The 12,469-nt window shown below is 72.1% G+C and carries 13 protein-coding genes; 6 read left to right on the top strand and 7 right to left on the bottom strand.

Features of this window, described 5'->3' with window-relative positions:
• Positions 1-54 precede the first annotated feature (54 nt).
• The 3 genes from OG241_RS03115 to OG241_RS03105 all read right to left on the bottom strand — a co-directional run bounded on the left by OG241_RS03115 (position 55) and on the right by OG241_RS03105 (position 2,148).
• On the bottom strand, positions 55-660 hold the full coding sequence (locus OG241_RS03115) for a hypothetical protein (RefSeq protein ID WP_405813502.1): 606 nt from the start codon (positions 658-660) through the stop codon (positions 55-57).
• A gap of 191 nt (positions 661-851) precedes the next feature.
• On the bottom strand, positions 852-1,676 hold the full coding sequence (locus OG241_RS03110) for an MOSC domain-containing protein (protein ID WP_405813501.1): 825 nt from the start codon (positions 1,674-1,676) through the stop codon (positions 852-854).
• Between the two features lie 43 nt (positions 1,677-1,719).
• On the bottom strand, positions 1,720-2,148 hold the full coding sequence (locus OG241_RS03105; RefSeq protein ID WP_405813500.1) for a DUF6643 family protein: 429 nt from the start codon (positions 2,146-2,148) through the stop codon (positions 1,720-1,722).
• Positions 2,149-2,415: 267 nt separating this feature from the next.
• Between OG241_RS03105 and OG241_RS03100 the strand changes: the two genes are divergently transcribed.
• A complete protein-coding gene (locus tag OG241_RS03100; protein ID WP_405813499.1) occupies positions 2,416-3,711 on the top strand; it encodes a TerD family protein in 1,296 nt (431 codons plus the stop codon).
• Positions 3,712-3,721: 10 nt separating this feature from the next.
• Here the strand turns inward: OG241_RS03100 and OG241_RS03095 are convergent, their stop codons facing one another.
• A complete protein-coding gene (locus tag OG241_RS03095) occupies positions 3,722-4,888 on the bottom strand; it encodes a glycosyltransferase (protein ID WP_405826020.1) in 1,167 nt (388 codons plus the stop codon).
• 69 nt (positions 4,889-4,957) lie between these two features.
• Between OG241_RS03095 and OG241_RS03090 the strand changes: the two genes are divergently transcribed.
• Both OG241_RS03090 and OG241_RS03085 read left to right on the top strand, forming a co-directional pair.
• Positions 4,958-5,743: a glutamate racemase gene (locus tag OG241_RS03090; protein ID WP_405813498.1), complete on the top strand. Its 786-nt coding sequence runs from the start codon at positions 4,958-4,960 to the stop codon at positions 5,741-5,743.
• An 84-nt stretch (positions 5,744-5,827) separates the two neighbouring features.
• Positions 5,828-6,367, top strand: a complete 540-nt coding sequence (locus OG241_RS03085; protein ID WP_405813497.1) for a hypothetical protein — start codon at positions 5,828-5,830, stop codon at positions 6,365-6,367.
• A gap of 24 nt (positions 6,368-6,391) precedes the next feature.
• On the opposite strand, the gene OG241_RS03080 is transcribed toward OG241_RS03085, so the two are convergent.
• Positions 6,392-7,462 carry an O-antigen ligase family protein gene (locus tag OG241_RS03080; RefSeq protein WP_405813496.1) on the bottom strand — a complete coding sequence of 357 codons (1,071 nt, stop codon included), beginning with the start codon at positions 7,460-7,462 and terminating at the stop codon, positions 6,392-6,394.
• A 221-nt stretch (positions 7,463-7,683) separates the two neighbouring features.
• On the opposite strand from OG241_RS03080, the gene lnt reads away from it, so the two are divergent.
• Together lnt and OG241_RS03070 are read left to right on the top strand one after the other, a co-directional pair.
• Positions 7,684-9,303, top strand: coding sequence for an apolipoprotein N-acyltransferase (gene lnt / locus OG241_RS03075; RefSeq protein ID WP_405813495.1), 1,620 nt, complete (start codon positions 7,684-7,686; stop codon positions 9,301-9,303).
• A 66-nt stretch (positions 9,304-9,369) separates the two neighbouring features.
• The gene (locus tag OG241_RS03070) at positions 9,370-9,864 is read left to right on the top strand and encodes an NUDIX hydrolase (protein ID WP_405813494.1); all 495 of its coding nucleotides are present in this window, start codon (positions 9,370-9,372) and stop codon (positions 9,862-9,864) included.
• A 97-nt stretch (positions 9,865-9,961) separates the two neighbouring features.
• On the opposite strand, the gene OG241_RS03065 is transcribed toward OG241_RS03070, so the two are convergent.
• Positions 9,962-11,227 carry an alpha-L-fucosidase gene (locus OG241_RS03065; protein ID WP_405813493.1) on the bottom strand — a complete coding sequence of 422 codons (1,266 nt, stop codon included), beginning with the start codon at positions 11,225-11,227 and terminating at the stop codon, positions 9,962-9,964.
• Between the two features lie 228 nt (positions 11,228-11,455).
• Between OG241_RS03065 and OG241_RS03060 the strand changes: the two genes are divergently transcribed.
• Positions 11,456-11,866 (top strand): SseB family protein, encoded by a 411-nt coding sequence (locus tag OG241_RS03060; protein WP_405813492.1) that lies wholly within the window; start codon positions 11,456-11,458, stop codon positions 11,864-11,866.
• A gap of 121 nt (positions 11,867-11,987) precedes the next feature.
• On the opposite strand, the gene OG241_RS03055 is transcribed toward OG241_RS03060, so the two are convergent.
• Positions 11,988-12,395 carry a MarR family winged helix-turn-helix transcriptional regulator gene (locus OG241_RS03055; RefSeq protein ID WP_405813491.1) on the bottom strand — a complete coding sequence of 136 codons (408 nt, stop codon included), beginning with the start codon at positions 12,393-12,395 and terminating at the stop codon, positions 11,988-11,990.
• Positions 12,396-12,469: the final 74 nt, after the last annotated feature.

The raw sequence follows: 12,469 nt of genomic DNA, 5'->3' as shown, positions 1-12,469 counted from the left end.
CCGGTCCACCGTAGCGTGCGCGGGCACGGTGGGTTGACCAGAGCCGAAAGGCGGTCAACTACCGGTCCCGGTCCGGCCCCAGTCGGGTCCGGCCCGGTCCCAGGCCTGGTCCCAGCGGGCGTACCGGCGACGGACCATGCGCCAGAGGACCAGCCGCCGGACGCTCTCGACGAACCCGGCCGACAGGACGGCCGCACCGAATCCGGCGAGTACCGCGTGGGTCGTCGCGGTGGCGGTGTCCAGCGGCTGGGCGGCTATTCGCCCCTGTTCGTCCGTCCACAGCGTGAAGTGGTCGCCGGGATGCGGGGACTTGAGGCTCGCCATGACCTTGCCGTGCTGCTGCGTGCCGTCGGGTCCCCTCCAGTCGGCCTCCACGCGGCTTCTCGCCTCCCGAGGGGAGGCCGACTCGGGGTCGGGCTCCAGCGGGGAGCGGGCCAGCCTCTTGATCACGGTGGCCGTCACGAGATGACGGGCCTCGCGCTGGTCCCGTACGGCCTGTTGCAGCGCGCCCTGGGCGGCACCGCCGACGAGGACGCCGATCAGGGGCGCCGCCAGCAGGATCAGCAGCAGGGCCGCGAGCGCCACCCAGGCCTCCGCCAGGTCGGTCGCGCGGCGCAGCGGATTGTGCCGCCAGCGCCAGAGTCCACCGATCGCCCGCACAGCCGCACCCCCTTCCCGCTCCGTGATAACCCGGTCCGAGAAGTTCACGCACGACGCAGGCCGAAGAGAGAGCGAAATCACTGCTCGCCGGCTCTCGTCCAGGCAGTCTCATGAACTTCTCACAAAGGCCAACGGATCAGCCCCGTGCCGGTGTTCCCGCCTCCGGGACCAAATGGGGAGATCACGCCCGCCTATGCGATGACCGTGAAGGGATCGCCGACGCGGATGGTGCCGGGGTTCTCCGGAATCAGGTTCTGTCCGAAGATCAGCTGGTTGCCGAAGCGGCGATGGCGTCCGAGGGTGCGCAGTGGTTCCCGCCCGCGTTCGGAGGTGTCCTGGTCGGTGGTGGTCACCACACACCGCCCGCACATCTTGGCGACCCGGAAGGAGACCTCGCCGATGGCGATCCGGGACCAGTCGTCCTCGGCCCAGGCGGCCGTCCCCGACACGACCACGTTGGGCCGGAAGCGGTTCATGGGCAGGGGGCCCTCCTGGGCGCGATCCCCTTGCGCGATCAGGGCGTTGAGGGCGTCGAGCGAGGCGAGCGTGGTCACGAGCAGGGGATAGCCGTCGGCGAAGCTCACAGTGTCGCCGGGCAGTGCGAACTCCGGGTCGACCGCGCGGCGGGTGGCCGGGTCGTCCATGTGCAGAAGGCGTACGTCCTCACCCAGATACCCCCCGCACCAGGCATGCGCGTCGTCACCCGCGAGCACCGCCTGCACCTTGGTGCCGAAGATGTCCACCGTCGTCGTGCCCGTCACCTCCGGGACAGGCACGGTCAGGGGTGTGCGACCGGGTGCCGACAGACGAATGCCGCCGTCGGGCAGCAGCTCGGCCGCGGCCTGCGCCAGGCGCGGGTGCTGGCGTTGGGTGACGACCTTCCCCTCGGCGTCGATCAGAACCCAGCGCCGGTCTCCGGCCAGCCCCCAGGGCTCCACCACGGCCTGCCGGGGTGCCTGGCCCCGGAACGCCTTGACCGGATGGATGTGAATCGAGTGCAGCTCCGCATTCCCCATGCCGCCATCGTGCCAGCAGGCACGGACACTCCGGGGGCGAGATTCAGTACCCGCGGTACTGCTGGTTGTTGTACGGGTCCTGGTACGGAGTCGGGGCGGGCCGGGGGGCCGCGGGGCGCATCGCCTCGTAACCGGTGGCCGCCGCCGGACGCTGCTGCTGCATCGGCTGGCCGGCGGGATAACCGCGCGGCGGCGCCTGCTGCGGGATGTACGCCGCCGGCGCCTGCTGCAGTGGCGAGGGCTGCTGCGCCTGCGGGTAGCCGTAGGACTGGGCCTGCTGGGACGGGCCGGCCGGCAGCGCGGGAAGCGAGGACGGCAGCGCGGGCAGGTTGTTGCCCGTGTCGTAGGCAGCGGGGACCCGGATCGGAGCGATCTGCGGGGCCCCCCGCTCGGCGACGAGCGAGTCGTAGATCGGGGTGTCCGGGAAGGCGGAGTAGTAGCCGCCGCCGTAGGTGGAGCGGGGGGAGGTCATGGCACATAAGTTAAACCCACGATGAGGTGGTTGGGGAGACCGATAAGAGGGTTGTTTTCCGTGTCGGCGGTGATGTGGGACCCCCAATGCGAGCGAACTCGGCAAAAGGGGCACAGGATCGTGCTGTGATCAGGTAAAGGCCAGGTTCCGGGCGGGTTACCGACGGGTCGCCCCGCGTTCTTCCCTCCTTCGTCAGGAGAGTTCAACGGGAGTTCACGGGCCCGGGAGCATAGGTTGTCGGCGAGGCTGGCAGAGATGGGGGCAGACATGTCGATGTCCAAGGGATCCAATACGCCGGTGCCCACGGTGGCACTCCGGGTCGAACTGGGCTGGCGCTCCGGTGCGGGTGTGCCCGACGCGGACGCCTCCGCGCTGCTGCTGATGTCCGGAAAGGTCCGTTCCGACGGCGACTTCGTCTTCTACAACCAGCCCGTGCACTCCTCCGGCGCGGTCCGGCACGAGGGCAAGCGGGACGACGGCGGCCGGGTGACGGACACCCTTCTCGTCGACCTCGCGCGCGTGGAGCCGGCCGTCGAGACCGTGGTCCTTGCCGCCTCCGCCGACGGAGGAACGTTCGGGCAGGTTCCCGGTCTGTACATCGAGGTCCGCGACGCGGCGCAGGGCACGGTGGTGGCCCGTTTCGACAACGCGGGCGCCAGTGTCGAAACCGCGTTCGTGCTCGGTGAGTTCTACCGTCGGCAGGGCGCCTGGAAGTTCCGCGCGGTCGGACAGGGCTACAGCAGCGGACTGGCTGGCCTGGCCACGGACTTCGGCATCACCGTGGACGAGCCCTCACCCGCGCCCGCCGCGCGGGCCTCCGCGCCCATGGCTCCGCCTGTCGCAGCTCCGCCCGTCACACCTCCGGTCACCCTGCCTCCGCCCCCCGCGCCGCCCGTGACCATGCCCCCGCCTCCCGCCGCGCCGGTACGGCTGACCAAGGTGACGCTCACCAAGGAGGCCCCGTCCGTCTCGCTCACCAAACAGGGAGGCACCTCGGGCGCCCTGCGCGTCAACCTCAACTGGCAGGTCCACAAGCAGTTCTCGGGGTGGGGCAGCAAACTCGGCCGCGCGGTCGCCCAGCACTCCGACCTCGACCTCGACCTGTGTGCCCTCTTCGAGCTCTCCGACGGCAGGAAGGGCGTCGTACAGGCACTCGGCAACGCCTTCGGGGCACTGCACCAGCCGCCGTACATCCACCTCGACGGCGACGACCGCACCGGGGCCATGTCCAGCGGCGAGAACCTCACCGTCAACCTGGACCACAAGCAGGACTTCCGGCGCATCCTCATCTTCGTGACCATCTACGCGGGCGCGCGTTCCTTCGCCGACCTGCACGCCACGGTCACCCTGACCCCGGCGAGCGGAGCCGCGGTCGACTTCTCGCTCGACGAGTGCACGGTGCCCTCCACGGTGTGCGCGCTCGCCCTGATCACCAACAACGGCGGCGACCTGATCGTCCAGCGCGAGGCCCGCTATCTCGTGCCCGAGCGCGGCGTGAGCCCGCAGCGGACCGTCGACCACGTCTACGGCTGGGGCATGAACTGGACCCCCGGCCGCAAGTGACGCACGAGGCTCAGCTCTCCTCGGCGGCGGTTTCCGGCCGGGCGTACGTCCGGCCCTTCCAGGCGGCGCCGCGTCCCCGGTAGTGACGCACCGCCGAGTCGACCGTCATGAGGAGGTACAGGAACGCGGTGAACGGCAGCAGGGGAGCGAGCCACAGCGGCTGCCCGTAGTAGCGCAGCATCGGGGCGTACGTCCCCGCCATCACGACCCACGCGAGGCCGCCGCACACCGCCGCGGGTGTCGTCCCGGTGGCGAGCCCGGCGAACAGGGCGAACGGCGGCACCAGATACACCAGCGCGAGGCCGAGCACCGTGCCGAGCAGGAGCGGCGGGCTGTGGCGCAACTGTGTGTACGCGCTGCGCGAGACCATCCGCCACAGGTCGTGCAGGCGCGGGTAGGGCCGCACGCTGTCCACCCGCTCGGCGAGCCCCAGCCAGATGTGGCCCCCGCCGCCCTTGACGGCCCGCGCGAGGGCCACGTCGTCGATGACCGCGTGGCGGATGGCGTCCGGGATCCGGGCCCGTTCGGCCGCCTCCGTACGCAGCAGCACGCACCCGCCCGCGGCGGCCGCCGTCCGGGATCCCTTCCGGCCGATCCGGCGGAAGGGATAGAGCTGAGCGAAGAAGTACACGAAGGCCGGTACGACGAGCCGCTCCCAGGCGCTCTCCACCCGCAGCCTGGCCATCAGCGACACGGCGTCGAAGCCGCCGCCCCGCGCCGCCGCCACCAGCTCCCGCAGGCTGTCCGGCGCGTGGGCGATGTCCGCGTCCGTCAGCAGCAGGAACTCGGGTTCACGCGCGCGTGCCAGGTCGATGCCGTGGCGCACGGCCCACAGCTTGCCCGTCCAGCCCGCGGGCGGTTCACCGGGCGAGTCCACGGTCAGCGGCAGCCCTCCGTGGTGGCGCGACAGTTCCCGGGCCAGCTCCCCGGTGCCGTCCGAACTGCCGTCGTCGACCAGGAAGACCTCGGCCCGGCCCGGATAGTCCTGGGCGAGCAGCGACGGCAGACTCGCGGGCAGTACACCGGCCTCGTCGCGCGCCGGGACGACGACACAGACGGCCGGCCAGGACTCCGGTTCCCGGTCGTACGACGGCAACCTGACGTCCGTACGCCAGAAGAAGCCCTGGCACAGCAGCAGCCACAACCAGGAGGCGAGTGATCCGACGGCGGTCCACACAACGGCGTTCACCGCCGCAGTCTGCCCCACCCCGAAGGCCCGTAAGGGCACGCCGTTTATAGTGACCGGGTGAAGATCGCGCTGATGGACTCCGGAATCGGACTTCTGCCGGCAGCCGCGGCGGTACGGCGGCTGCGGCCCGACGCGGATCTCGTGCTCTCCCTGGACCCCGCGGGCATGCCCTGGGGCCCGCGCACCACGCAGGACCTCACCGAGCGCGCCCTGGCCGTCGCCGAGGCCGCCGCCGCGCAGCGGCCCGACGCCCTGATCGTCGGCTGCAACACCGCGACCGTGCACGCGCTGACCGCACTGCGCGCCCGCTTCGAACCGGAGCTGCCGGTCATCGGAACGGTTCCGGCGATCAAGCCCGCCGCCGCGGGAGGCGGCCCCTTCGCGATCTGGGCCACCCCCGCCACCACCGGCAGCCCCTACCAGCGCGGCCTCATCCGGGACTTCGCCGAGGGCGTGGCGGTCACCGAGGTGCCCTGCTGGGGACTGGCCGAAGCCGTCGAACACGCGGACGAGGCGGCCATCGACGCCGCCATCTCCGCCGCGGCAGCCCTCACCCCCGACGAGGTAACGACCGTCGTCCTGGGCTGCACCCATTACGAACTCGTCGCCGAGCGCATCAGGGAGGCCGTCCAGCAGCCCGGCCTCCCCCCGCTCGTCCTGCACGGCTCGGCCGGCGCGGTGGCCGCCCAGACGCTCCGCAGGCTCGGCGCGCACCCCGCCCCGGAGTCGGCGGCCGACGGCACCCTCACCGCACTGCTGAACGGCACCGCGGGCCCGCTGCCCGCGGCCGCGCTGGTCTACGAGGAGGGCCGGCTCCTGCAGGCGGCCACCCCCGTCCGCTGACCGGCTTGCGTGCGGGGGCCGGGCGGAGCAGTCACCCTCCGCAAGCCGGTGCCCGCGGAGCGGAATCTGAGTAGTCTCAAAAGCATGAGGGACCTCTCCCGCGAAGAGACCGTGCCGACCGAGATCTGGACCGGCCGGGCGACCAACCGCGCCCAGTGGCTGCTGGCGCTCGGCGGCTGCGCCTTCATGGCACTCGGTATCGAATTGGCCGTCGACTCGGCGTGGACTTCCGGTGTCGCACCGCTCGCCATGTCCGTCGTGGGCTGCATCGCGGCCGGGCTGCTCGTCCTCTTCGGTACCCTCGCGTTCGTGCACGTCGCCGTGAAGGTCGACAAGGACGCCCTCGAAGTGCGCTGCGGTCACATCGGCCTGCCGCGCCGCCGTATTCCGCTGTCACAGATCGTCGGCGCCGAGTTCGTGGCGAGGGTCACCCCGCGCCAGTGGGGCGGCTGGGGCTACCGCTGGCGGCCCCAGCAGGGCACCGCGGTCGTCGTACGCCGGGGTGAGGGCGTGATGCTGCGCCTCGGGGACGGACATACGTTCACGATCACGGTGGACAACGCGGAGGCGGCCGTACGTGTCATCAAGGACCGGCTGCGGGGCGCGGCGGGAACCGCACTCTGACCGTCGGCCCGCTCCCGCCACGGGTCACCGGTGTTCCCGCTGCTCCCGCGCGCGTGTCGACGCCGGGGCCGGGTCAGGGGGCTCGTAGACGAGTGGCCGGGCCGTCGCCAGGCCTGCCAGGAGGCCCGCGCCCACGGTCACCGTGGTGAAGCTCAGCACATTGCCGACCGCCGCGAGGGCGGCCACAGCTGTCAGGGCCGCGCCCGCGGTCAGCGCGACGGAGGCCGGGCGCGGGGTGCGCCACAGGCTGTACAGCACCCAGCAGAAGACCGCTGCCAGCAGGGCCACACCGACCACGCCCTGCTCGGCCGCCTGTTGGAGGGGCGCGGAGTGCGGTCGGGCCTCGGCCGGCAGCGACAGGGAGGCCGTCTCGCCGAGTTCCGCGAACCTGCCCGGCCCCACGCCCAGCGCCGGTTCACGGTGCGCCAGCGTCAGGGCGTCGCGCCACAGCTGGAGCCGATGCTCGCCCAGTTGTCCCTCCAACGAGTCGGACAGGCCGCCCGGCAGTACGTCCTCGGCGGCAGCCCAGACCGTCCCGGTCACCAGGGCCGCCGTCAGTGCCAGCCCCGCGAGGCCCACCCCCCGGCGCGGCATGTGGTCCGCGGTGAGCGAACAGAGCAGGACGGCGGCACAGAGGCCGAATCCGGCGACCGGGCCGAGCACCGCCGACGCCCCCGTGATTCCGGCGGCCAGGGCGCGCAGCGCCAGTCGCAGCAGCGGCGGGCGGGCCGCCAGGGCGGCGCAGCTGACGGCGCCGGTGGCCAGGACCAGAAGGGCGGCCACAGCTCCGAGGTGTCCGGGCGGAGCGGCGGTCTGCGGCCCCGGCAGAGTGTGCGCCGCGGCCACCGCCAGCCCGAACCCGGCCAGCGCCGCCGTACAGGGGGCGGCGACCGGCAGCAGCGCCCCGCAGATCCGTCCCGCCGCGTAACCGGCGGCGACCGCGAGCACCGCCAGGAGCATGCCCTCGGGGCGGCCGTCATGCGCGGCCGCGGTGATCAGCGACCAGGTGGCACACGCGCCCAGTACGACGACGCCCGCCGCGTCGGAAACGTTGCGTCTCTCACTGTCCGACGGCGCGTCCGCCGCCGACGTCATCCCCGTGGACCCCAACCCGTCGCCCCCCGACCTGTGACGGGCCCCGACCGCACGGGCCGTCACCGGCGCGCACGTCAGGGGCTCCGGCACACCGTAACGGCTGGTGCGTCATTTGTGGACGAGTTGCGCAGAAACGATGCGGCAGGCGGGCCTGACCGGTCCCACCGTCACCGGCCGGACCGTGCTGTCGGCGGCCCGGGCAGGCGCCGTACACTCCCGGAGTGACCGCCACCGCTCCTTCCACAGCCGAGCCGGACCAGCTCGAACCGCAGCTCGCGCCCGCTTCGCGCCGCGCCCGGCTGCTGCGCCTCTGGCCAGCCGCCACCGCAGCGCTCGCCGGAGTGCTGCTGTACGTCAGCTTCCCGCCCCGCACCCTGTGGTGGCTCGCGCTGCCCGCGTTCGGGCTCTTCGCCTGGGTGTTGCGCGGCCGGTCCTGGAAGGCGGGGCTCGGCCTCGGCTATCTGTTCGGCCTGGGTTTCCTGCTTCCGCTGCTGGTGTGGACCGGGGTGGAGGTCGGCTCGGGCCCCTGGCTGGCACTGGTCGTCGTCGAGGCCGTCTTCGTCGCGCTGGTCGGCGCGGGCATCGCGGCCGTGTCCAGGCTGCCCGGGTGGCCGCTGTGGGCGGCGGCCGTGTGGATCGCGGGCGAGGCGGCACGCGCGCGCGTGCCGTTCCGCGGCTTCCCCTGGGGCAAGATCGCCTTCGGCCAGGCGGACGGCGTCTTCCTGCCGCTCGCCGCGCTGGGCGGCACCCCCGTGCTCGGCTTCGGGGTCGTCCTGTGCGGGTTCGGGCTGTACGAGGTCGTGCGCCAGGTGATCGAACGGCGCCGTACCGGTGCCGGGGCGTCCGTACCGCGAGCCGCCGCGGTCGTCGCCGCGCTGAGTGTGGCCGTCCCCGTGGTGGGCGCCCTGGCCGCGCGGACGCTGGTGAGCGACAAGGCCGAGAACGGCACCGCGACCGTCGCCCTCATCCAGGGCAACGTGCCCCGCGCGGGCCTCGACTTCAACGCCCAGCGGCGTGCCGTGCTCGACTACCACGCGCGGGAGACCCTGCGGCTGGCCGCCGAGGTCAAGGCCGGCAAGGTGGCGCGGCCCGACTTCGTGCTGTGGCCGGAGAACTCCTCCGACGTGGACCCGTTCGCCAACCCCGACGCCGCCGCGGTCATCGAGAACGCGGCCAGGACGATCGGGGCGCCCATCTCGGTCGGCGGTGTCGTCGAACGGGACGGCAAGCTCTACAACGAGCAGATCCTGTGGGACCCGGTGAAGGGCCCGACCGACACCTACGACAAGCGGCAGGTCCAGCCCTTCGGCGAGTACCTCCCGCTGCGCTCGGTGCTGGCGCACATCAACAAGAACTGGACCACCATGGTCCACCAGGACTTCAGCCGGGGCAGCAAGCCGGGTGTGTTCACCATGGACGGCGCCAGGGTCGGCCTGGCCACCTGCTACGAGGCCGCCTTCGACTGGGCGGTGCGCGACACCGTCACCCACGGCGCCCAGATGATCTCCGTGCCGAGCAACAACGCCACCTTCGACCGCAGCGAGATGACCTACCAGCAGCTCGCGATGTCCCGGATCCGCGCCGTCGAGCACAGCCGGACCGTCACGGTCCCGGTGACCAGCGGGGTGAGCGCGATCATCATGCCGGACGGGAGGATCACCCAGCGGACCGGCATGTTCGTGGCCGACTACCTGGTCCAGAAGGTCCCGCTGCGCTCCTCGGAGACCCCTGCCACCAAGCTCGGCATCCTGCCCGAGATGCTCCTCGTCCTGGTCGCCGCCGGCGGTCTCGGCTGGGCGATCGGCGCGGGAGTGCGCGGGCGGCGCGCCGGTGGCGTGTAGTCGTACGCCGGTCGCACGCCCCTGTGATCAACAGGAGTGACCGGGCCGCCCGGTTAGGGTCGGGGCATGGCTACTCCTGACTTCATCAGCGCCCTCCGGGCCTCCGCCGGCCACCAGTTGCTCTGGCTCCCCGGTGTCACCGCCCTCGTCTTCGACGACGAGGGACGGGTGCTTCTGGGCCGGCGCACCGACACCCGCAAGTGGTCGGTGATCGGCGGCATCCCGGACCCGGGTGAGCAGCCGGCGGCCTGCGCGGTGCGTGAGGTCTACGAGGAGACCGCCGTCCGGTGCGTGCCCGAGCGGGTCGTGCTGGTCCAGGCACTGGACCCGGTGACGTACGAGAACGGCGACGTCTGCCAGTACATGGACATCACCTTCCGCTGCCGGGCCGTCGGCGGGGAGGCGCGGGTCAATGACGACGAGTCCCTGGACGTCGGCTGGTTCACGGCGGACGCGCTGCCGGAACTGAACGAGTTCTCGCGGTTCCGGATCAAGCAGGCGATGTCCGACACCGAGGCCCCCACCTGGTTCGACACCGCCGGTTTCGCGAACCTCGGATGACCTGACCGTCGCCACGCGGTGACCGGCCCGCACGACTCTCCGGCGGGCCGTCTCGCATTCCGGGTCAGCGGCGAACCGGCAGGGCCGTGTTCACCGGTCAGTCGCGGCCCGCGCCCCGGTAGAGGTCCAGCTCACCGTCGAGTTCCACGGCCAGGACGGTCGCGTACTCGTCCAGGTCGTCGGCCCCGGGTGCGTCGATCCAGGTCACGCCGGGCACCTTGTCCAGGCCCCCGGTGACATGGTGGCCCAGTTCGGTGCCTGTGCCGACGACCGAGACACGCCGTACCGCGTTGCGCAGGCCCCGGATCGACACGGCCTCGCGGGGCGCGTCGAAACAGACCAGGTACAGGGTGCGCCGGTCGGCGGAGAGCGTGCTCGGACCGTAGTGGTGCCCGGCGGGCAGCCCCGCGACCGTGCCGTACACCGCGTCGGCGTGCTTCGTCACCCAGGCGCCGAGCCCCTCCAGCCGCTCGACCTGCTCCGCGGGAATCGTGCCGTCCTCCATCGGGCCGGCCCCGAGCAGCAGGTTGCCGCCCATGCCGATCGTCTCCGTGAAGTAACGCACCAGCTGGCGCACCGACTTGAAGTCGCGGTCCTTGGCCCGGTAGCTCCACGAGTCGTTGATCGTCAGGCACAGTTCCCACGGGCCGTCCGGGGCGACCAGCGGAACGCCCTGCTCGGGGGTGGCGTAGTCGCCGTAACTGAGCATGCGGGCGTTGAGGATGGTGTCCGGGTTGCCCGCGAGGATCTGCTCGGACAGTTCCCGCATCCGCCACTGCTCCTCGGTGCGCTCCCACTCGCCGTCGAACCAGAGGACGTCGGGGCGGAAGCGCTCCACCAGCTCGCCCACCTGGCCGTCGCGGTAGGCGAGATAGCGTGCCCAGGCCTCCGGGTCCTCCTCGCCGGGGCGGGCCTGGGAGTAGTCGTTGGGCTCGACGATGTGCGGGCCGGGGTGGCGTTCGCTCGCGTAGTCGGGGTGGTTCCAGTCGGAGTGCGAGTAGTACAGGCCGACCTTGAGGTTCCGCTCGCGCAGGGCGTCGACGAAGCCGGTGACCAGGTCGCGGCCGGTCGGGGTGTCCCGGACCACGTCCAGACCGCGGTGGTCGGTGTCCCACAGGGCCACGCCGTCGTGGTGCTTGGTGGTGAGGACCGCGTACTGGGCGCCGACGCGGGCGAACAACTCCGCCCATGCCTGAGGGTCGTAGCGCGAGGCGGTGAAACGGTCGAGCTGTTTCATGTACTCCTCGTGCGTGACCTCACCCGTGTAGAAGGACCACGACTCGGCCCAGCCGTCCACGGCGTAGATGCCGTAGTGGATGAAGATGCCCAGCTTGGCATCGGGGAACCAGGGTTGCATCGGCATGGGCCCACGCTAGGCACGGGCTCCCGGCGCGCGCGTGGGCGCCGGTCACCACTTCTGGTCTGTTTTCACCATCGGCGACGCCACCTGCACGGGTGTCCCGAACGGCTCCCGATGTGTCCTGCCGGGTCACGCATGCCCGCGATCGCCTCGGGTAGGCGACTGCCACTGTGCCCGGGGCCTGCCGTGCTCCGGGCGGCCCGTACGACCGCCGCTACCAGGGGACCCATCATGGAGACACCCGCCAACCAGGACACCGCCACACCGGCCCGACGGGCGCTGGACGCCCTGGCCTACAACACCCAGGACCCGGCCGCGCTGGACGTCCTCGCCATGAGTGACGTGCTGGTGCCCGTACCGGACGACGTCAGTGATGTGGACGCCCGCAACCCCTCGACCGTGGCGCTGCCCGTCCTGGAGGAGCCGGACGGGCGGGAGGCCGTGCCCGTGTTCACCTCGGAGCCCGAACTGGCCGAGCTGCTGCCGGCCGTCTCCCGCTACCGTCTGATCCCGCTGGGGGCTCTCGCCGACCAGTGGCCCACCGGCGATCTGTCCCTCACCATCGACGCGGCCTCCCCGCACGGGATGACGGTCACCTCCGAGGGTGTACGAACCCTCCTGGCCAGGCCGTTCGAGTACTGAACCCCGCCGCCCGTCCGTGCTCGCCGCCCAGCGTCCCGCGAGGCGGGTGCCCCGGATCTCCGGGGCCCCGTCAGGGGGAGCTGCGGACGAACCCTGCCGCACCGGCTCTGCAGCGGAGCGCCTACTCGCCCAACGTGCGTGCCAGCGCGGCGCGTTGGAGCGGCAGCACCTCGCTGTGCAGCTCGCGTCCCCGAGCCGTCAGAGCGACCCGCACCCCGCGCCGGTCCTCCACGCACATGCTGCGCTCCACCAGCCCGTCCTTCTCCAGCCGCCCGATGAGCCGGGACAGCGCGCTCTGGCTGAGGTGGACCCGGCCGGCGATGTCCTGCACCCGGCACTGCTCGCCCGGGCCGGTGGCTTCCCTCGAGGCGGCCGCCTCGGCGACGAGGACGTCCAGCACCTCGAAGTCGCTGGCGCCCAGGCCGTGCGGATGCAGTACGCGGTCGATCTCGCACATCGTGCGCGCGTGCGCCGCCAGGATGTCCCGCCACTGGTCCGCCAGACCCGCACCGGCGTTGTTCGCTGCCATGTACTCCATGTTAATGCGTATGCATAAAAACCGGCGTGGCCGAGGCGGTGTGATCGCCGACTCAAGCAGAACCC

This window comes from Streptomyces sp. NBC_01390 (assembly GCF_045040105.1).
Classification (GTDB): Bacteria; Actinomycetota; Actinomycetes; order Streptomycetales; family Streptomycetaceae; genus Streptomyces.
The sequence above is the reverse complement of the archived record's forward strand: the minus strand, read 5'-3'. Positions and strand labels throughout refer to the sequence as shown.